The following is a 21204-nucleotide window of genomic DNA, read 5'->3' on the forward strand; positions in this document are numbered from 1 at the left end:
TTATCGTTATATATAGATAATAAAATATTTATATTACTTCTTTTAATGGTTCTTTATACTGTAAATTAGCTTGTACTAATACTTTTGCTAATGTTGGCACTACTGCATTCCCACACCTTGCTTTTTGCTGTGTTGTTGGATATTTCTTTCCTGTGTAATCTCTTTCTATAATATAATCTTTAGGAAATCCCATACCATTGAATAGCTCCCTAGCTGTAAGCATTCTTAATCCTATATCTGCTATTCTATAATCTTTGCTTTTTACAGTAATTAATCCAAATCTATCTTTAGTGGTTATAGTGTGTATTGGCCCATTTAAACTTTGACCAGTATCACATCCATAATACTTAGTAAGGAATGCTGCTACACCATCTTTTATTGGTAACTTAATATCTTGTAACTTAACTGATACTAATCCAAATCTGTTTTGAGTTGGTATTGTTGCTATTGGCTCTCTTAAGCTACTACACCTCGTTTCTTTTCCTTGATGTGTATAATAATGACTTAAAAAATATGCAATATTATCTATGATATATGGTTTATCTTCTATTACATATTTCTGTATTCCCCTTGCAATTCTTATTAATGTATTTTCTGCTAAAGGCTTTTTTCTTTCAAATATACTTGGTACTTCTAAATTCCAATTTATTATTGAACTTGCTGCTACATAAGGATTTTTACCTGGACCATGTGTAGCTTCTGGCCATACTATCGGCTTGTCATCACACCTAGCAATTAAGAAAAATCTTTTTCTCGTAGTTGGTGCTCCATAATCTGCAGCTACTAACTCTTTATATTCTGTTTTATATCCTAAATACTTAAATGCATTTAAGAAACTTCTAAATGTTCTTCCTTTTTCTTTAGCTATAGGTTTCCCATTCTTATCTATAGGACCCCAGGTCTGAAATTCTTCTACATTTTCTAAAATAATAACTTTTGGTCTTACTGTGCCGGCCCACTTAATAGCTACCCAAGCCAACCCCCTTATATTTTTATTTACTGGCTTCCCTCCCTTAGCCTTACTAAAATGCTTACAGTCAGGACTACACCAAACTAAATCTACTTTCTTTCCTTTTGTTATTTCTCTAATATCAACATCCCAAACACTTTCTTGATAATGCTTTGTTTGTGGATGATTAGTTTTATGCATTAGTATTGCTGCTGGATCATGATTAATTGCTATATCTACTGGTCTGTTTAATGCCATTTCTATTCCTGTACTAGCTCCACCACCACCCGCAAAGTTATCTACTATTAATCCCATATTTTCACCTACTTTAGTCAATTATGATTTCCTGTTATAACAAGTCCTAACCATAGTAAAATAAATATTCCTATCATAACCCACATTCTATTTACTTCACCTCGTAATCATTTTGTGTATGTTTTAATTATTTTCTGTTGTTCTTTCAAAACGCTGTATGGTATGGCTCTTACTACTTTCCTTAGTTCCACACTCCTTTATAAAATTAAGCTGATCTACTTTCTCTTCTAACTTAATTTTTAATTCTCTATATCTCCATCCCAGTGAACTCTTTATTTCACTCTCTACTATTTTCATTTTTACTACCTGCTTTTTTTAATTTAATGTTGGCATCTTCTAAAAGTTCTATAATATTTCCATTATCAAAATATCCTTTAACTACGTCTTCTGCTAATTTCTTAATTAAATTTTTTTTCATATTTCTTTTGCTCCTTAGATATAAGCTTGTCCAATTCTGTGCTAATACATATGGTTCTCGGATCTAGTAATCCATAAAGATTTATTGCTTTATGCATTTTTTCTCTTAATTCTTCCATCCATATCAACTCCTTCAATTTCTATTGTTAAAATCTCTCCTGTTTTCCTGTTAAAAAATTCTTGAAAAGTGCTTGTATTCTTGATGCAAAGGTAATCTTTAAAATTATATCCTTTGCTTAATAAAAATGTTTTTTGCTTTCTTGTTAGACTCTTACCATTTTTCATTTTTTCCCCACCTTATATTTAAACTTGACCCCTTCTTCTCAAATTTCTTCTTCTTGATGAATTCATGTTTTTTTCTATGCTCTTATCAAAATATGCATTAATTAATTTTTCCTTTTCTTTTTTCTTTTTCATATTTTTATTCTGTATTGCCTTATAAGTTTTTTCTGCTACTTCGCTCCAATCCATTTAGCACACCTCCACTTGGCTAATATGAAATGTTGTATTACACATTTTCTCTTGTTTTTCAAAATCAATGCTATAAGCTTCATAAATCGAATGTTTTGACCTTACTACACCCTTGCACTTGCAATTATCATAAAATACAACAACTTTATCATCTTTTTTTAATTCTTTTCTATTAATCTTATCTTTTCCCAAATTTTCAAAGATTATTTCGTTTTCTTCGTAAACAGCTTTGCTCTTGAATTCTAGTACCCATCCTTTGTTATTTATGCTTAATACTTGTCCATCTTTTAAGATTAAAATAATGTTTCCATCACCTTTTCTCTTAATAATTTTTTTAGCAATATTTTTATATTTTTTTAATACTTCTTCTTGGGTTTTGTTGTAATTTAATGCTTCTGCTGTAAATAGTATCTTGTCCATTGGCAATACTGGACACCTATTATTTATTTCAAATTCCTTTTCTCCTACTCTGTTAATATATAAAGTAATGTATTTCCTTTCCTTATATATTTCAATGCCATATCCACCGCCACAATAAGATATAATCCTATTCAAGTTTTCTATGTTTCTATATCTACTTAATACTTCTGTATCATTAAGTTCTATTTCTTCTTTATTTATTTCCACTACTTTCAAGTTTAATATTGGGTTATTCAAATTATTGTTAGCAACTTTGGGTATATTTGTATCTAAATCGAATAAGCTTAATTGACCTTCTAACTCAACTCTTCTCAATTCAGATCACTTCCTCCATTATTATTTATATCTTCCCTGTCATTCCAACCCAATAAGTCTTTTTCTAATTCATCATAGTTATAATTTCTTTGTTCAAAATTATTAAAGCTATCTACCTTTTTTGATTTGTTTTTTAACTGTTCTGCTTGTAGTATATCTTTTGTTTTACCATCATCATTCCAATTTCTAAGTATTCCATACACATAAGCTAAATTGAAATTTGAGTTAAATACTGCAATTTTTAATGCGTCTTTAATCCACCAACTAGGAAATTGCTTAATAATAGCCTTTATATTTTGATCTGTAGCTCTTATAAATCCATTTTTTAGAAGATATACTTTTAATTTTTCAAATTTAATTTCATCACTACTACTACCACAAATTTTTTCTATCTCTATAGTTGTAGTCTCTATCTCTTTATCTCTAGTTCTATCTCTAAACTCTATCTCTGTCTCTATCTCTATCTCTGTCGGACAATTAGTAGACAGTTGAGGGACATTGTCCCCATCTTTATTTTTTAATCTTTGCTCCCTTTTTTTCTTTGCCCACTGAGTTTCACTACCAACCATATTATCTAATTGTGATAAATAAATTTCTCCATTTTCTAAAATTTGAACTAATCCAATATTTTTAAATACCTCCATAGCAATACGTACTGTATCTGGATTAGTATTAGTCATAGATGCTAATTTTTTAACATCATATGGCACTAATATCTGTCCTACATTTCTTATAAGAATGCCATTTGTTTTTAATGACTTTAAGCATAACTTTAAATAAAATAAACAATATTCTTTGCCATTTTCCTGTTCTTCCAACCACTGAATAGTATCTTCTTCGAAAAAATCTTCCTTCATTTTTAGCCAATAATATTTCTTATCTTTAGCCATTACCCATTTCCCCCTTGCCAACTATAGAAACACTATGCTACAATTTACTTGGTTATTTTTTAGAATTATAGCGTAGTGCTTAGATTGCTTTGCAGAGCAATCTTTTTTTATATTTGTCATTTTTAACCTCACACTTAAATTTTTATAATTCAATACCTAAATGTCCTTCTAGCCAATCATCCAACTTAGATATAACTGTCAATCTTTTCTTTCCTAACACAATAACAGGAAAATCTTTAGCATGTGTTAGCTCTCTTGCCTTATTTTCGCTAACCCCTAAGATCATAGCTAACTCTTTAACTGTATATGTTTTTCTTTTAATATTCTCTTTATGTTTTCTAATTTCTTCAGTCAAATCTATAGAATTTACCATATTCCTCACCTACACCCTTTCTATTCTTGAACACCTTAATAATAGATAAAAACTATTTTATTTAATGATTCTTGAATAAGTTTTTCTAATGCCTCTGAATTGAAAAACTTAATCCTATATTCTTTTTCTAAAATATCTTTGATTTTATATACGTCTACTTCCTTAATTTCTTCTAAAACTACTTCTGTTACTTTTAAAACTGCTTCCTTTACATTTCCTGGTATTATTTTTTTCATGTCATACTCTCCTAACTTATCTAAATAACTTCTTCCAATCTTATTTGTACATTGAATTGTAATATCTTTAAAATTGCATTTCTTTTTCTAATCTAGAAATTACATATACTTGTCCTTTCCCAGTAATACGTGTAGTTTGATAAGTGAATGTTCCTTTTGAATTTTCCCTAGTTCCCTCTATCACTTCAAAATACCCTCTATCTATTCCATATTGTTTAGGTTCTCTACTATTTTTAAATATTAAATTCCAATCTCTAAGTTTTTGCCAAAGTCTTTTTTCACCTATAGATATTCCTTTTTTACTTGCCAATTTAGCAACTTCTCTAACTAATAAGCTATTTTGTGATTCTGATACTTTGTTTGCAAAATTAACTAGTGGCTTTTGTTCTTCTATTATTTTATTTTTCTTCTCTATAGTTTTTTGTGCTATCAATACTGCCTTTGCCAAAATATCATTTTCGCTATCTTCTTCATTATGTGGAATATATCCACCTGTTTGTCTTATCTGTGGTAAAACTTCTGATGTTATCCATCTTTTAAATTTCTTTGAATTTGGAATTTTTGAAGAAAGTATTAAGCTATAAAACCCACTTTCATTAATTAACCAAGTACCCCTTTGACCAAGCTCAGGGGCAAATTGCCCTTGAGTTTTAGAATTAATTCTATCTTCTTCATCAACATGGTCTAATACTGCATGTCCTAAATCTGCATATCCTAAAACTTTTGCAACATCTTTTCCTATAAAATAAGGTTCATTATTAATGACTAATGTCCTTACTTCTCCAAACTCATCATTCTTAAAAATTAAAATTTCTTTACTCATAGTTTCCCTCCCTTGTTTTGCACTATGCAATATTTGAAGTAAAAAAATATTCACCAAATTGCATAGTGTCTATTTTCAACATATCTGCTAATATATCAGCTTCATTCAAATACATTGGTCTGACATTGTTTAACTTTTGGCTTACTGTTGAATTTGCTAACTTTAAAGCTTTAGCTACATCTTTTTGTGTAAAACCAAATTCAACCATTCTAGCTTTTACTTTTAATGTATTTACCATTTGGTTCTCCTCCTTTTGCATTATGCAATTTCTATGTTTTTATATTATCACCTTGAAAATTCAGTGTCAATAGCATTATGCAATTTTTGTTAGTACTTTTTATTTATTATGTTGCAGTATGCAAATTTTTGTTATATAATGTATTTATAAATTTAAATGCGGAAAGGATTTCATTATGGATAATAAAGAAATAGGGAAAAGGATTAAATCTAGAAGGAAAGAATTAAAATTTACGCTTAAAGAAATTGCAGATATTGTTGGAGTTGCTAGTTCTACTATTCAAAGATATGAAAGTGGTTTTATTTCTCAATATAAATTACCAGTATTACAATCAATTGCAAAAGCTATAAATGTAAATCCTACTTGGTTAGTAAAAGAAGATGCTCCAATGGAAACTGGAATTCCTGATGACCAATTTATAAAAGCAAATAAAGAGATTATAAAAAATATGAAACCAATATCTTTTACAATGGACATAAGTGACCTTTATACTCCTTCTGATGAGGATAGATCTTATACTTTATCTAAAGAAGAAACAACATTATTAGAAAACTACAATAAATTAAATAACTTAGGTAAAGATAAATTAATTGAATATAGTAATGATTTAACTGAAACACCTAAATACATAGAAAATACTATAAATAACAATACCAATGATTTAATTACAGCTACTAAAGTAGAATATAGAAATTCATGCGATAATATTCCCAAACTAGAAGTAGCTGAAAGAAAAGAATCTTATGTTCCTACGACACTGGCTGCACATGCTAAGGATAATCAAAATGATGAAGCAAATAAAAGAGATATTGAAAAAATTAAATCCCTTATGGCTAAAAATAAAAAATTCTAATTATTACTTGGGGTGATTATATGACTAAATATGAAAAAGCTATTACTAAAATTAATGATATTAATATTGATGTTATTGAAACAACTTTAGAAGCTAATGATGGACTTTATTGTGATAACACAATTTTTATTAATGAGAATATAGATACTGATGTTAAAAAATGCTGTATATTAGCAGAAGAGCTAGGTCATCATTTTACTACATTTGGTGATATATCTGACCAAGAAAAATTAGAAAATAGAAAACAAGAGTTAATTGCTCGTAGATGGGGATATGAATATCTTATTAAAATTTCAAACTTGCTAAATGTATGTAATTTAGGTTTAAAATACAGGTTTGAAACATCCGAATTTTTAGAAGTTACAGAAGATTTTTTAGCAGGCGCAATTCAACATTATAAAAATAAATATGGTGCTAAATTAGAAACAGAGAATTATATAATTACTTTTGAACCAACAATTGATATTATACCTAAAACTAAATTAAAAGAAAGTGTTTAGACTATGAGTAAAAATAGAACTTTTATTTTTTATTAACTGTGAGGTGACTTTTAAATGACACGAAAATCTAGAACTAAAGCTAATGGTGAAGGTACAATTTTTAAGGAAATAAAGAATGGTAAAACATATTATAGAGGTATGTTAACTATAGGCTATGATGAAGATGGGAAACTTAAGAGAAAATCTTTTACTAGTACAAAGAAACAAATAGTTATCGATAAAATGGCTGATTACAAATCACAATATAATGCTGGTATTTTGCCACAAAATGATAAGATTACACTTCAACAATGGTTTTATACTTGGTTATTTGATTTTAGAATAAATGATTTAAAACCTTCTTCTTTAGAGAGATATGAAGGCATTTACAGAAATTATATTGAGGGTTCTCCAATAGGTCAAAAAAAACTTTCTAATCTTAGAGCCGCCGATATACAAAATTATTATAACGCTCTTATAGCATCTGGTAAAACGGGTAATGTAGTTAAAAGTTTAAATAAATGTTTAAAAGCTTGTATAAATGAAGCAGTAAAACAAAGTTATATAATGAAAAATTATTGTAATTCTGTAACTCTACCAAGAATTCAAAAGAGTAATGATATAACTGTATTCACTAAGGAAGAGCAAAATATTCTATTGAATTCATTGAAAAATAATGAATTAGAAATGCTAATAACATTTGATTTAGGAACAGGTTTAAGACAAGGTGAACTTTTAGCTTTAGAATGGTCTGATATAAATTTCAAAGATAATACTGTTTCTGTAGATAAGTCTATTAAATTAGTTTACATAGTTGGCAAGGATAAAAAGAGAAAAAGCAGTATTTTAAAACAAACTCCTAAAACTAAAAGCAGTATAAGAACTATTCCAGTACCATCAATAATTATGGAAAATCTAAAAACTTATAAAGATAATCAACAAAAGATAAAAAATGAATTATATGAAGATAAGAATATTGTGTTCGCAAATACTACTGGAAGTTATTTAGATAGTAGATATTTATCAAAACGATATGCTAAATTATTAAAAGATGCTAATATACCACATAAAAAATTTCATGCCTTACGGCATACTTATGCAACAAGATTATTTGAAGCAGATATACCTATAAAAACTGTTCAAGTTTTAATGGGGCATAGTGATATTAAAACTACAATGAATATTTACACACATGTAATGCCCGAACAAAAAATTAAAGCTGTCGAAAAAATAAATAATTTATTCAAACTTTAAACAACTAATTCTATCTATATTTTTTTACTGCACTACTATTGCACTAAATTTATTAAATTAATATAAAAAAATAAGGTTTGAAATTTAGCAATCCATTCAAATCACTACCTTTCAAACCATTCTATCTAATTGGCGGGAATATGTGAGAATCGAACTCACCCGTCGTGGTCTTAGCACGGCAACACGGTTTTGAAGACCGGCAGGCACACCAGCACCTATCTACTCCCAAATTTGCTACTATTTTTTTATGCTTTTAAGCACATTTATTATTATAACAAATTTCTTATATTTTTCAACAGTTTTTTTTAAATTCTTTAAATTTTCTTTACTATTTTACATATATTGAATTATTTTAATACAAAATTCTATCGTTTTCTACTCTTTTAGTAACTTTTATAGCATCTAAATGTTCTAATAATGCTACAGCATATTTTCTATTAGTTTCTAATAATTCTCTTGTTTTACTAGCATTTATAGAATTATTATCCTTTATATAATTTACTATAAGTTCTTTTCCTCTTTTGTAATTTTCAATTTCTAATATGCAATCTTCTGAAAGTTTTATTAAAGCTTCTTGATCTAATAAAGATTCAAATACCATTTTAAATGCACTCTTATCTTTTTCCTTTGCACTTAAGTCACTAACTTTAGGGCAATTATATTTTGAAACTTTATATTCTTCTAATATAAAATTTTTAATTCTCTCTTGCTCTTTATTGTAAGCAATTTCAAAAATGTATAGTGATATAAACTTTGATGTAACTTTAATAATTTTTCTTTCTTCTAATACCATTAAAATTTCATCATAATTTTTTTGCTTTAAAGATTTTCCAAATACTTTGTTTTTAACTTCTTCTTTTGACATACCAAATTTCAATGGATTTTTTTTATGATATTCAGTTAAAAGTTCTTCTATTTGATTTATTTTTTCTTTTACAAAATCTTTATGAACATATATATTATTCTCAGAAGCTGTAAGCTTTACTATAATACTATCTTTTAATAAATTTTCAAGTTCTTCATCAATATTCTCTAAATTTTTACCAAGTGATTTTATTATAGTTTGTTTATCTGGATAAGTGCTGCTTAATTTTTTAACTATGTTTTCAAGTATACTATGTGATTTCCCACTTTCTTTTACTTTTAGTTCTTCAATATATTTTTCATCAAATCTTTTTGCTTTTTTAGCTACTGGTTCTATAATTGTTCCACCAGCAATAGTTATCATTGGAGAGTAACTCCTTAATACATATCTATCATTTCTTTGTGCTGTTATTTGCTTTTCTAATCTTAGTTGTACATACGCACTTTCACCTGGCTTTAGTTCTTCCTTATCTAATATAACAACTCTAGCTATTACTTCTTCTGTTCCATGATAAACCCTAACTCTTTGTCTATTTACTAATGGTTTATCTGCACTTTTTAAATAATATAAATTACAATCTATATTATATGATGGTTCCATTATATTTTCTCTGGCTATTACATTTCCCCTATTAACTTCATCAACTTTTACATTTGCTAAATTTATAGCACATCTTTGACCAGCTTCACCTACTTCACAAGGTTCATCGTGTATTCTTATTCCTCTTACTTTTGTTACAGTTTTAGATGGATATATTTCTATATTGTCACCAACAGTGACCCTTCCACTTATTATTGTTCCTGTGACAACTGTACCAAATCCTTTTATGGTAAAAACTCTATCTACAGGCAATCTAAAATGTCCTTCTGTATCTTTAGGCTCTACTTCATTTGTAAGCTTCTCAATGTCATCTATTAAACTTTCAAAGCCTTTCTTTGTTTTAGATGAAACTTCATGTATTGGTGCATCACTTAAAAAAGTTTCTTTAAATTCTTCTTTAATATCATTTTTTATCATTTCAACCCATTCATCATCTACTAAATCACATTTTGTAAGAACTATTATACCTTTTTTTACATTTAAAAGTTGTAATATTTCAAAATGCTCTCTAGTTTGAGGCATTATTCCCTCATCAGCTGCTATTACTAATAAAACTACATCTATACTACTTATTCCAGCAAGCATGTTTTTAACGAACTTTTCATGACCTGGAACATCTATTATTCCCGCTCTTTTTCCTGATGGCAAGTCAAAGTATGTAAAACCTAGGTTTATTGATATTCCTCTATCTTTTTCTTCTTTAAGAGTATCTGTTTCTTTTCCTGTTAATGTTTTAATAAGTGTAGTTTTTCCATGGTCTATATGTCCTGCTGTACCTATAATAATATGCTTCATATATCAATTAACACCCTTTCAATAATAACTTTTAGCTTAAATACATATAGTGAAATAAACTAATAATCTTTTAGTCTACTTCACTATATATTTTAATATTAGTTTATTTTGCTTAATGCTTTTATTATTTCTTCAATATCTTCATCAAAAATTGTTCTAACATCCAATATAAGTTCATTATTAAATACTCTAGTTATAATAGCAGTTTCATTTAACCTTAATATTTTTTCCATTTCATTTACTGAAATATTTTCACTACTAATTTTTATAACATAAGTAGGTATTTTTTCAGTAGGCATAGATCCGCCACCAACCATTGAGTAATCTTCATCAATTTTGAATTCAAAGTTATCTAAAGCATGTCTAAATTTTTTTCTGAATTTTATTGCTTTTTTCTTCATATCTTCTTTAGATGATAATATCATATTTAAAGTTGGTATATTTTCTATAGCTTCTTTCTCATCTAAATAATATCTTAAAGTACTTTCTAATGCACTTAATGTCATCTTATCAATTCTTAAAGCCCTTGTAAGCTGATTTTTCTTCATCAATTCAACATATTTCTTTTTACCTATTATAATTCCTGCTTGAGGTCCACCAAGCATTTTATCTCCACTAAAGGTTACTACATCAACACCCTTTTTTATACTTTCTTGTACAGTAGGCTCATGAGTAAATCCATATTTAGAAAAATCCACTAAAACTCCACTACCTATGTCTTCTACTACTGGTATATTTCGTTCATTTCCCAATTTAACAAGACTTTCTAATTCAACTTCTTCAGTAAATCCACAAATTTTAAAATTTGATGTGTGAACTTTTAAAAGCATTCCCGTATTATCATTTATATTATTTTCATAATCATATAAATGAGTTCTATTAGTTGTTCCTACTTCTACTAATTTTGCGCCACTAAATTTCATAACATCTGGAACTCTAAATGATCCACCTATTTCAACAAGTTGTCCCCTAGATACTATAGCTTCTTTTTCCTTACATAAACTATCTAAAACTAGCATTATTGCTGCTGCATTATTATTAACTACTAGTGCTGCTTCTGCACCTGTTATTTTTGTTATAAGCTTTTCAATATGACTATATCTAGAGCCTCTTTTTCCACTTTCTATATCATACTCTAAATTATTATATCTTCCTGCTATTTCTATAGCATTCTCCACAGCTTTTTTACTTAAAATAGAACGTCCTAAATTTGTATGTATGACTGTTCCTGTAGCATTAATTACTCTTCTTAAATTATTTTTCTTTTTCTTTAAAAGTAATCCTAATGCATAATTTAAAACATCATCTTCTTCAAAATCTTGTATTTTATCTTCTAATATGTACTTTCTATATTTTTCAATAGATTCTCTTAAAGACTCAACTATTAGCACTCTTTGAGTTTCCTTTAACTCATTTTGTATAACATCATTTTTAAGCAATTCATCAATTTTAGGTAATTTTCTCAATAATTCTTTATTCATAATATAACCCCTTTCTAATCCCCTAAGATTAGTCACATTTAAAAAGAAAATAATTCAATGTAATTTTATTAATTATTTTCTTTTATATGTATTATTGAACAATTATATTTTTTTCCTCTAGTTCAACTACTTCTCCTATAATAGAAGATTTAAGTTCTAACTTATTTAATTCATCTATTAATTGTTTACTTTCTTCTTTAGGTATAGATACCAAAAGTCCTCCTGATGTTTGAGGATCAAATAGTATATCTTCTACTACTTCATCTACATCTATAAGTTTATATTTTCCATCAAGATATGCTCTATTGTTATAACTACCTGCTGGCACTAATCCCATTTTGGCATATTCAGTAGTCCCATCTATTATTGGTAATTTATCCTTAAATATTTTAAATGTTACATTAGATGCACTTGCCATTTCATATCCATGACCCATTAGGCTAAATCCTGTAACATCTGTACACGCTGTAATATTATGATTTATAATAATTTCTCCTGAATATTTATTAAGTGTACTCATAACCTTAACAGCTTCATCATAATGCTCCTTAGATGCCATTTGAGCTTTTATGGCTGTATTTAAAATTCCTGTACCTATAGGTTTTGTTAAAATCAACACATCTCCAACTTTTGAACCATAGTTTTTTAAGACTTTATCTGGGTGTACAAGTCCAGTTACTGAAAGACCATATTTGGGTTCATCATCTGATACTGTATGACCACCTATTATTACAGCTCCAGCTTCTATTACTTTATCTGCTCCACCTTTTAATATCTCACCTAATATATCTATATTAAGACAATTTGGAAAACAAACAATATTTAATGCTACTACTGGTTTTCCTCCCATTGCATATACATCACTCAAAGAATTTGCTGCCGCTATTTGACCAAACATATATGGATCATCTACTACTGGAGTAAAAAAATCTAAAGTTTGTATAGTTGCTACATCATCGTTTATTTTGTATACCGCTGCATCATCTGAAGTTTCTATTCCAACAATTAAGTTTTCATCATGCATTTTAGGAATTTTATCTAATATTTTTGAAAGGGTCTCCGGCCCTATTTTAGCTGCTCAACCAGAAGTTTTTGAAAGTTCAGTTAGTCTTTTATCCAATGCCAATACCTCCCAAATTAATATACTTAAGATATATTTTTATAGTTCACCTAATATATCTTAAATGAAATTTTTTGATTAATACAAATACATTTCACCTTAATAATTCTATAATATTAACTATCTAATGTCTATATTATCTCTTAATTTCTCCAAAGTCTTACTCCCTATACCATCTACATTTAGAAGTTCATCTACATTTTTAAAAGAACCATTCTTCTCTCTATATTCAATAATTAGCTTAGCCTTTGAGTCTCCTATTCCTTGTAATGTCTTTAATTTTTCTACATCAGCAGTATTTATATTCACTTTCCCATTTTTATTTTCTTTTAATGTATTTTCTTTTACAACTGGATTTTCAACCCCTTCTGTACTTTCCCCATTTTTATAAATTACAATACAATCTTCATCTTTCAAAACTTTAGAAAAATGGATTAAATTCTCATTGGCATCATTAGTAAGTCCACCAGCCTTTTCTATTAAATCTCTAACTCTACTTCCCTCTTGCAATTTATATTCTCTAGGATTTTTCACTTCCCCTTTAACATCAACAATAATTTCATCTATGTCTTGATTGCAATCTCTTATATTTGATTCTTTATTTGATTGATTTTTATCATTTCTTTTCTGTGATTCTTTATGTGATTTTTCCTCGATATTTTCCTTTTTATTAGGTTCTGAAAAAACTTCTTCCACTTCTACAAATTTCTTATTATCTCTTGACATTATATATCCAGAAAATACAAATATAATCGATAATATAATTATTATTATTCCCCCAATAATTTTTTCTTTATTCTTCATATTTTTATACCTCCTTTTGTTAAATTATTTCCAATTTTCTTTTTTTTATCGTATTTTTTTAACTTTTCTGCTATAATAATTATGAATTAGCAATTAATTTCATTTTTCTTGGTAATATGTTATAATTTTAAGGTATATAATTTTTTGTTAATTAGACTTTTACAATTAGGAGATAAATATGAAAAAAATAAATAAAATTTTAATTTCAGCAGGCTTGCTTTTGACCTTAAACACTCCAAGTGTCTTAGCAGCATCAGAGCCTCCAACCGCAAGTGCTAAAGGTGTTGTAGTTTTAAATGCTCAAACTGGTGAAGTATTATATGATAAAAACAAGGATACTGCTTATGCACCAGCGTCTCCAACAAAACTAATGACAGCACTTCTTACTTTAGAAAATTGCAATTTAGATGAAAAAGTAACTGTTGGTGAGATTCCCCCAACAATTGAAGGTTCTAAAATATATATTGATACTGGTGAAATTCTAACTGTTAGAGAACTTTTATATTCATTGATTATGGTTTCTGCAAATGACTGTGCAGCTGCTCTTGCTGAACATATGGGTGGAAATATAGAAGGTTTTGCTAAAATGATGAATGATCGTGCAAAAAAACTTGGATGTAAAAATACCAATTTTACAAATCCACATGGCCTTTATGAAGCAAACCATAAAACTACAGCTTATGATTTAGCTCTTATAGAAAATGAACTTTTAAAAAATCCTACATATCTAGAAATATCAAAAACTAAGAGTATGTTATTACAACCAACAAATAAGTTCAAAGAAAAGAGACCTCTTTGGAATGATAATAGATTAGTCCAATCTGGTGATGATTATTATTATAAATACTGTTTAGCTGGTAAAACTGGTTATACAGATGAAGCATTGCATTCTTATGTGGGTTCAGCTAGAAAAGATAATGAAACATTTGTTGTAGCATTTTTACGTGACCAAGATAAGACTTATTTTGGTGATAGTAGAAATTTCTTTGATTGGGCATTTAATAACTTTGAGACTGTTAAATGTTTTACTAAAAATTCAGAAGTAACAAATTATACAACTTCTGATGGAACTAAAATTCCTATTTTAGCTTCTAATGATGCATATTATACTAAGGATAAAACATTAAATGAGGAACCTATTATATCATATGATATTAACAAAATAGACAAATGTACTATTTTATCTGGTCAAACCATTGGTACTGCTACTTTTAAGTATAATAATACAGAGAAGAAAGTTGATCTTATAAGTGGCGTAGATTATGAGCCTAAAAATTCTAATTTTTTAACTAAAATATTTAAGAGCAATTCTAAAATGTTAAACATAGGTTTAATTGTAGTTGGAATTTTTAGTAGCTTATTAATATTAACTTTGTTCATTGTTAAAAAGAAAAAACACAATAAAAATTATTTTAGAAGATAGAACATTAGAGAGTTCTCTAATGTTCTTTTTTTAAGATTTCAATTAACTCTTCCATATCTTGAGGAATTTCACTTTTTATCTCTAGCAAATCATTGCTTCTAGGATGAGGTAATATTAATTTATATGCATGTAATGCTTGCCTTTTTATGTATTGAGGTTCTTGCTTTCCATATAATGAGTCACCATATATAGGATGACCAATAGAGCTTAAATGTACTCTAATTTGATGTGTTCTACCTGTTTCTAACTTAAGCTCTACTAATGTTGCATTGTTAAATCTCTTTATTACATTATAATGAGTTATGCTTCTTTGACCATTCTTCATAACAGCTCTTTTTATACTATCATCACTTGGTCTACCAATTGCTGCATTAATAGTTCCTGAATCTTTCTCTATTATTCCATGTACTATTGCTAAGTATTTCTTCTCTATAAGATTATTTTCCATACTTTTTGCTAGTGTCATATGTGCAAATTGATTTTTAGCTATCATTATAAGTCCTGACGTATCCATATCTAATCTACTTACTAATCTTACTATACAATTTTGATTACTACACTTAAAATAGTTTAAAACACCATTTGAAAGTGTTCCTGTAGGATAACTTTTAGTTGGATGAACAACCATATTACATGGTTTATTAGCAATTAATAAATCCATATCTTCATATTTTATATCTAACTCCATCTCTTCTGGAATTATATTTTGACTTTCATCTTTTTTTTCAACTTGAATTTCTAAAAAGTCTCCTTCACACAATTTATGATTTAATCTTACTACATTTCCATTAACTTTAATTCTATTACTTAATCCTACTTTTTTTATAAATCTTCCTGAAAGATTTAATACTTCTTTCATATAATCTCTTACTTTAACATCATTGCCTTCATTAGTAACTGTATATTTTAAATTACTTTCCATTAATTCACCACCAATTTAATGTTATATCTCATAATAACATAATATAATTAATTCATAAAATAAAAACTCCAGATTTTACACTGGAGTTTTATTTTTATTATTCAGCTATTGCTACTACTTCTATTTCAACTAAAGCATCTTTTGGTAATGCTCCAACTTGGAAACAAGATCTTGCTGGTGGGTTTGATGTGAAGAATGTTGCATAAACTTCATTCATAGCTGCAAAATCATTAATGTCTTTTAATAAAACTAATGTTTTAACAACTTTATCCATTGATGTTCCAGCTTCTTCTAATATAGCTTTAACATTGTTTAAAGATTGCTCTGTAGCTTTTCTTATATCATCGTTTACTAATTCTCCAGTAGCTGAGTTTATTGCTAATTGTCCTGAAGTGTAAACCATATTTCCAACTTTAACTGCTTGTGAGTATGGTCCTAAAGCTGCAGGTGCTTTTTCTGTGTGTATTATTTTCTTTTCCATAATTAAAATTCCTCCTAGAAACTTTTATTTATTTATATAAAAATTACTTTATAAAAGTAATTTTTTTATCTTAATCTTTTGCTTTGTCATCACCTAAAATAATTTCCATCTCATAATTAGGATTTACTTCATTCATTACTTCAACATTTTTTATGCCAAATTCTTTTTTTAATATTTTTGCATCATCACTAGTTAATCCATATAACTTTATTTCTGAAACTTTTACTGGTTTTAAATTAGCATCATAATTTCCAAAGTCACAATTATTATATCCTAATTTCATAACTTTATTTGCAAATTCTCCAGCTAATCCTTCCTTGTTAGTTCCATTAAGAACATTTACTCTTATGCTTTCTTTACTCATTGAAAGTCCACTTCCACTATTAGAAATACTTGAATCACTAGTTTGATTTGGCTCAGAATTTTTTAAAATATTTAATATATCTTCATTCATTTCCGGTTCATACTTGTAGTATGAAGTACCATCAATATATGTTGATTCTCCTTGTAATGTATGAAATCTGATATTTTCTTTTGATGCTGTTACAACACTAATTCCATATTTCATAATGTCTGTAGCATCTAAGTTAGTTTCCATATACTTAGGAAAAATGCTTAAAATCTTAGGTGCTTTAAATATCATAGATGGACTTTTTAATTTTTGTAAAACATTGCTATAAAAACTTTGTTGTTGTTTTATTCTTCCAATGTCTCCATCAGCAAATCCTGTACCATCATTATTTTTTCTCCATCTAATAAACTCTTCTGCTTTCTTACCATCTAAATGTTGCATCTTATTACTTGCTTTAAAGTCTATCTTTAAATCTTGTGATTCATCTTCATATTGCATATCTTGCTCTATCAGTACATCAACACCACCTAAAGCATCTATAAACTCTCTAAAAGCTTTAGTATCTACTTTTAAATAGTAATCTATATTTACATTTAATAGTTCTTCTACTTTATCTACAGATTGTTGTACTCCACCTAAAGCATGTGCTGCATTTATTTTTCCAAGTTCCCCATCAAAATAAACCATTGTATCTCTAGGAATGGATATAACATCATAAGTGTGTTGTTTTTTATCATAATGAACTAACATTATAGTATCTGTTCTTTTAGGATAACTTTCATCTTCACCTATATCAACACCCATAACTAAAAAGTTTACAATGTTAGAATTTTTATTTCCACCTAAATCTATATTTACTGAATTACTACTAAGTCTAGATAAATATAAAAATGATGCAAAAAATAAAATTATTATAATTAAAGGAACAATTAAAAGTATCTTTTTTAATCTTGATGACTTTTTTTTCTTTTTTCTTTTTCTATTTTTTACTTCTTCACCCATATTTAAACCCTCTATTACTTGTTAATTAATAAGTAATTTCTAGCTTCTACTGTTTTAGGATATAACAGTAATCCCTTTGATATTACATAATTTATAGTATCATTATATCCTTTTAACAATGCTAAATTCAAGTTTGAAAAAGCTAATTCTCTCATTTCTTCTATTCCTTCAAAACATCTTGACGGTTCTATATAATCTGCTATATACAATATTTTTTCTAAAAGAGTCATGTTTTCTCTTCCAGTAGTATGATATCTTATTGCCTCAAGTATTTCCTCATCATTTACATTAAACATTTCTTTCGCCAAATATGCTCCAACAAATCCATGTAATAATCCTGGAGATTGTATAAAAATTTCATTTAGCTCTATCAAATTTTTTTCTTTAGTAACTTTTATCAATTCTTCATTTTTCATATTTTTAGCACAGTCATGTAATAGTGCAGCAATTTTAGCTTTTTCAACATTACAATTGTACACTTTTGCCATTTTTTCTGCTACTTCAACTACGCCTAAAGTGTGATTGTATCTTTCAGTTTTTAAATTTTCTTTAATATACTCTCTCATCTTTGTTTCATTATACATTTCTACACTTCCTTTACTATATAAGTTAAGCTTATTTATTTCATTATAAGCTTCATAAGGCACTAAATACTTAATTTCTTCGCCTTTTCTTATTTTCGTTTTTATATTAGTTGAAGAAACATCTATTAATGGTACATCTAAAACTATAATTTCTTTATTATATTTAGCTTTTATATATTTCTTAGATTTAATAAATTCATCTAACCTATATCCCGGTCTACCAAAAACTATAAGTTTACATTTTTCAAGTATAACTTCTGGTTTTCTCCATTTTTTAAAATTTATTAAACTATCTGCACCTATTATAAAATACCATTCAGTGCATGGTTCTAATCTTTTAAAATATTCTAAGGTTTTATATGTATAACTACTTTCTTTTTTAGACACTTCATAATCACTTACTTCAAACTTATCTTCATTTTTAATCACATTTTTAACTATATCTAACCTTATTTTAGCATCTGTTACTCTACTATTTTTCTTATGTGGTGGATTTCCACTAGGTATGAAAATCACTTTATCTAGCTTCATTTTATATAAAGCTTCATATGCAATATTCATGTGACCATTGTGTATAGGATCAAAAGTTCCTCCAAATATAGCTTTTCTCATCACAAAACCTTCTCTTTAAAATATATAATTATCTTACCATATAAAAGTAGATTTTACCAAATGTAAAATCTATTTATACTTTTATTTATTTTAAACAATCTTATTCATGCTATGGTTTTCGACAATTTTTATTATCTTGGTAATTCTATTTTAGGCTTTTTACTTGATTTTCTGTATAGAACTAATTTACTTCCTATAGCTTGAATACCTTCACAATTTAATTTTTCACATAAATATTCTGATGCTTCTCTTGGAGTTATACCACTATTATTAAGAGTTTTTATTTTAATTAATTCTCTTGCTTCTAATGCATCATCTACTTGTTTTATAAAATTTTCTTCTATTCCACCTTTACCAACTTGAAATATAGGTGTTATATCGTTTGCTAAACCTCTTAAATAACTTCTTTGCTTAGTTGTTATCATATTCCATCCTCCTAAAGTAAAAATTCAAACTCAAAATCATTAAGTCTTATTGTGTCACCATCTTGTACTCCCATTTCTTTTAATTCATCAAATATTCCTTTGTTTCTTAATACTTTATGGAAATATCTTAATGAATCTGGATCATTTACATTTACACTATTTAATAATCTATCAACGAAACTTCCTTCAACAACAAAAGTATCTTCGCCTTGCTTTTGTATTGTATATGTAAATCTCTTTTCTTCTTGTATAAATAATTCATCTGAACTTATTTCAAGGTCTTTTACAGGAATTTCAGTTAACATTTTAGCAGCTTCCTTCATAAGTTCTTCTACTCCTTGATTAGTAGCTGCAGATATTTTAAATATTTTATCATATCCCATTTTATTTAATTCTTTTTTAAAGTTTTCAAAAACTTCTTCATCAAATAACATATCACATTTATTAGCTGCAACTATTTGAGGTCTATCCCATAATTTTATACTATAATTCTTTAACTCTTCATTAATTCTTTTAAAGTCTTCTAATGGGTCTCTTCCCTCTATTCCAGATATATCTACTACATGTATAAGTAATCTTGTTCTTTCTATATGTCTTAAAAAGTCTAATCCTAAGCCTACACCTTCTGATGCGCCTTCTATAATTCCCGGAATATCTGCAATTACAAAATTTTGAATTCCATTTAAACTTACAACACCTAAATTAGGTTTTAAAGTTGTAAAATGATAATTAGCTATTTTAGGTCTTGCTTTTGATACCACTGAAAGAAGTGTTGACTTTCCTACATTAGGGAATCCTAAAAGACCTACATCTGCCAATAATTTTAATTCAAGTTTTATAAATCTTTCTTCTCCTGGCATTCCTGGTTCTGCAAAATCTGGTGCCTGTCTTGTTGGTGTACAGAATTTACAATTACCTTTTCCACCTTTTCCACCTCTACAAACTATGTATGTGTCTCCATCATGAGCTAAATCACACATAATTTTATTGCTCTCAAAATCTCTAACAATAGTTCCCATTGGAACTTTTATAATAAGATTTTCACCATCTTTTCCATAACATTTAGATCCTTCACCTTTACCACCGTTATCTGCAACGAATTTTCTATGATATGAAAAATCTAATAAAGTAGTCATATTTTTATCTGCTTTTAATACTATACTACCACCATTACCGCCATCTCCACCATCTGGTCCTCCTAATGGTACATATTTTTCTCTTCTAAATGAAATAGCACCATTACCACCATCTCCTGATTTAACAAATATCTTGGCTGTATCTATAAACATACACTTCACCTTACTTTCTAAACTAAGTTATTGTCATATTATATTTTCACTTTTAGTTTTAATTATATCATAATATAATTATAAAAAAATAAATTATATTATCATTTATTTTTTATTTTATATATTAAAGTTTTGCCTATAAAATTTATATAATACCTATATAAATTTATAACAATGTACTTTATATTTTAAACTCAAATCTTAATTTATATAATGTTATTTATAAAAAAGATTAAATTCTTAATGCTAAGTTCCAAGTTTTATAATTAATAGATTTAAGTATAAACTTAAAACCAATAAAATTTGTATAAATTAAAATTTAAGTTTATCTCATATAATTATAAGTTTAAAGTTTAATATTTTTTAATTTATACATTTAACTATGCTATATTTAAATAAAAAAGCACCCTTAAAGG

The 21204-nt window shown here is 27.4% G+C and carries 26 protein-coding genes and 1 tRNA gene; 4 read left to right on the forward strand and 23 right to left on the reverse strand.

Annotation, left to right across the window (positions count from 1 at the left end; genetic code table 11):
- Positions 1-28: 28 nt before the first annotated feature.
- The 12 genes from BN346_RS01385 to BN346_RS01420 all read right to left on the reverse strand — a co-directional run bounded on the left by BN346_RS01385 (position 29) and on the right by BN346_RS01420 (position 5447).
- Positions 29-1285, reverse strand: coding sequence for a DNA cytosine methyltransferase (locus BN346_RS01385; RefSeq protein WP_242838376.1), 1257 nt, complete (start codon positions 1283-1285; stop codon positions 29-31).
- A 102-nt stretch (positions 1286-1387) separates the two neighbouring features.
- Positions 1388-1561, reverse strand: coding sequence for a hypothetical protein (locus BN346_RS21445; protein ID WP_158644431.1), 174 nt, complete (start codon positions 1559-1561; stop codon positions 1388-1390).
- The gene (locus BN346_RS21450) at positions 1542-1682 is read right to left on the reverse strand and encodes a hypothetical protein (RefSeq protein ID WP_158644432.1); all 141 of its coding nucleotides are present in this window, start codon (positions 1680-1682) and stop codon (positions 1542-1544) included. The genes BN346_RS21445 and BN346_RS21450 overlap by 20 nt, the downstream gene beginning before the upstream one ends.
- A complete protein-coding gene (locus BN346_RS20815) occupies positions 1663-1800 on the reverse strand; it encodes an aspartyl-phosphate phosphatase Spo0E family protein (RefSeq protein WP_081770886.1) in 138 nt (45 codons plus the stop codon). Before BN346_RS20815 ends, BN346_RS21450 begins: the two co-directional genes overlap by 20 nt.
- Positions 1772-1966, reverse strand: coding sequence for a DUF6906 family protein (locus BN346_RS01390; protein ID WP_034438575.1), 195 nt, complete (start codon positions 1964-1966; stop codon positions 1772-1774). The genes BN346_RS20815 and BN346_RS01390 overlap by 29 nt, the downstream gene beginning before the upstream one ends.
- A gap of 18 nt (positions 1967-1984) precedes the next feature.
- Positions 1985-2152, reverse strand: coding sequence for a hypothetical protein (locus BN346_RS21455; protein WP_158644433.1), 168 nt, complete (start codon positions 2150-2152; stop codon positions 1985-1987).
- Positions 2153-2887: a hypothetical protein gene (locus BN346_RS20325; protein ID WP_051539851.1), complete on the reverse strand. Its 735-nt coding sequence runs from the start codon at positions 2885-2887 to the stop codon at positions 2153-2155.
- Positions 2884-3777, reverse strand: a complete 894-nt coding sequence (locus BN346_RS01400; protein WP_034438577.1) for a phage replisome organizer N-terminal domain-containing protein — start codon at positions 3775-3777, stop codon at positions 2884-2886. Before BN346_RS01400 ends, BN346_RS20325 begins: the two co-directional genes overlap by 4 nt.
- A 142-nt stretch (positions 3778-3919) precedes the next feature.
- Entirely contained in the window at positions 3920-4150 is a 231-nt protein-coding gene (locus BN346_RS01405; protein WP_034438579.1) for a helix-turn-helix domain-containing protein, read from the reverse strand.
- 35 nt (positions 4151-4185) lie between these two features.
- A complete protein-coding gene (locus BN346_RS01410) occupies positions 4186-4386 on the reverse strand; it encodes a hypothetical protein (RefSeq protein WP_034438581.1) in 201 nt (66 codons plus the stop codon).
- 67 nt (positions 4387-4453) lie between these two features.
- Positions 4454-5209 carry a BRO family protein gene (locus BN346_RS01415; RefSeq protein ID WP_034438583.1) on the reverse strand — a complete coding sequence of 252 codons (756 nt, stop codon included), beginning with the start codon at positions 5207-5209 and terminating at the stop codon, positions 4454-4456.
- 22 nt (positions 5210-5231) lie between these two features.
- A complete protein-coding gene (locus BN346_RS01420) occupies positions 5232-5447 on the reverse strand; it encodes a helix-turn-helix domain-containing protein (protein WP_034438586.1) in 216 nt (71 codons plus the stop codon).
- A 175-nt stretch (positions 5448-5622) separates the two neighbouring features.
- On the opposite strand from BN346_RS01420, the gene BN346_RS01425 reads away from it, so the two are divergent.
- The 3 genes from BN346_RS01425 to BN346_RS01435 are packed head-to-tail and all read left to right on the forward strand — an operon-like array spanning position 5623 to position 8033.
- Positions 5623-6300 (forward strand): helix-turn-helix domain-containing protein, encoded by a 678-nt coding sequence (locus BN346_RS01425; protein ID WP_034438588.1) that lies wholly within the window; start codon positions 5623-5625, stop codon positions 6298-6300.
- A 20-nt stretch (positions 6301-6320) separates the two neighbouring features.
- On the forward strand, positions 6321-6800 hold the full coding sequence (locus BN346_RS01430) for an ImmA/IrrE family metallo-endopeptidase (protein WP_034438590.1): 480 nt from the start codon (positions 6321-6323) through the stop codon (positions 6798-6800).
- 54 nt (positions 6801-6854) lie between these two features.
- Positions 6855-8033: a tyrosine-type recombinase/integrase gene (locus BN346_RS01435; RefSeq protein WP_034438591.1), complete on the forward strand. Its 1179-nt coding sequence runs from the start codon at positions 6855-6857 to the stop codon at positions 8031-8033.
- Between the two features lie 130 nt (positions 8034-8163).
- Here the strand turns inward: BN346_RS01435 and BN346_RS21460 are convergent.
- From BN346_RS21460 to BN346_RS01455, 5 genes are all read right to left on the reverse strand, one after another.
- Positions 8164-8260 (reverse strand) — tRNA-Sec (locus tag BN346_RS21460).
- A 125-nt stretch (positions 8261-8385) separates the two neighbouring features.
- Complete coding sequence (gene selB / locus BN346_RS01440; RefSeq protein WP_034438593.1) at positions 8386-10293, reverse strand: selenocysteine-specific translation elongation factor; 1908 nt, start codon at positions 10291-10293, stop codon at positions 8386-8388.
- 98 nt (positions 10294-10391) lie between these two features.
- Complete coding sequence (gene selA, locus BN346_RS01445; RefSeq protein WP_034438594.1) at positions 10392-11774, reverse strand: L-seryl-tRNA(Sec) selenium transferase; 1383 nt, start codon at positions 11772-11774, stop codon at positions 10392-10394.
- A 91-nt stretch (positions 11775-11865) separates the two neighbouring features.
- Positions 11866-12900, reverse strand: coding sequence for a selenide, water dikinase SelD (gene selD, locus BN346_RS01450; protein WP_101541660.1), 1035 nt, complete (start codon positions 12898-12900; stop codon positions 11866-11868).
- Positions 12901-13014: 114 nt separating this feature from the next.
- Positions 13015-13698: a helix-hairpin-helix domain-containing protein gene (locus tag BN346_RS01455; RefSeq protein WP_034438598.1), complete on the reverse strand. Its 684-nt coding sequence runs from the start codon at positions 13696-13698 to the stop codon at positions 13015-13017.
- Between the two features lie 178 nt (positions 13699-13876).
- Between BN346_RS01455 and BN346_RS01460 the strand changes: the two genes are divergently transcribed.
- The gene (locus BN346_RS01460; protein ID WP_034438600.1) at positions 13877-15121 is read left to right on the forward strand and encodes a D-alanyl-D-alanine carboxypeptidase family protein; all 1245 of its coding nucleotides are present in this window, start codon (positions 13877-13879) and stop codon (positions 15119-15121) included.
- A gap of 16 nt (positions 15122-15137) precedes the next feature.
- Here BN346_RS01460 and BN346_RS01465 read toward each other — a convergent pair whose 3' ends face one another.
- From BN346_RS01465 to obgE, 6 genes are all read right to left on the reverse strand, one after another.
- Positions 15138-16043 (reverse strand): RluA family pseudouridine synthase, encoded by a 906-nt coding sequence (locus BN346_RS01465; RefSeq protein ID WP_034438601.1) that lies wholly within the window; start codon positions 16041-16043, stop codon positions 15138-15140.
- 97 nt (positions 16044-16140) lie between these two features.
- A complete protein-coding gene (locus BN346_RS01470; RefSeq protein ID WP_034438603.1) occupies positions 16141-16524 on the reverse strand; it encodes a RidA family protein in 384 nt (127 codons plus the stop codon).
- Positions 16525-16594: 70 nt separating this feature from the next.
- Positions 16595-17878, reverse strand: coding sequence for an LCP family protein (locus BN346_RS01475; RefSeq protein ID WP_034438605.1), 1284 nt, complete (start codon positions 17876-17878; stop codon positions 16595-16597).
- Between the two features lie 14 nt (positions 17879-17892).
- The gene (nadD, locus tag BN346_RS22295; protein WP_074432659.1) at positions 17893-19074 is read right to left on the reverse strand and encodes a nicotinate-nucleotide adenylyltransferase; all 1182 of its coding nucleotides are present in this window, start codon (positions 19072-19074) and stop codon (positions 17893-17895) included.
- 131 nt (positions 19075-19205) lie between these two features.
- Positions 19206-19499, reverse strand: coding sequence for a ribosome assembly RNA-binding protein YhbY (yhbY, locus tag BN346_RS01485; RefSeq protein WP_034438607.1), 294 nt, complete (start codon positions 19497-19499; stop codon positions 19206-19208).
- A gap of 11 nt (positions 19500-19510) precedes the next feature.
- Positions 19511-20788 (reverse strand): GTPase ObgE, encoded by a 1278-nt coding sequence (gene obgE / locus BN346_RS01490; RefSeq protein WP_034438609.1) that lies wholly within the window; start codon positions 20786-20788, stop codon positions 19511-19513.
- Positions 20789-21204: the final 416 nt, after the last annotated feature.

This window comes from Clostridium ihumii AP5 (genome assembly GCF_000612845.1).
Taxonomy (GTDB): Bacteria; Bacillota; Clostridia; order Clostridiales; family Clostridiaceae; genus Clostridium_J; species Clostridium_J ihumii.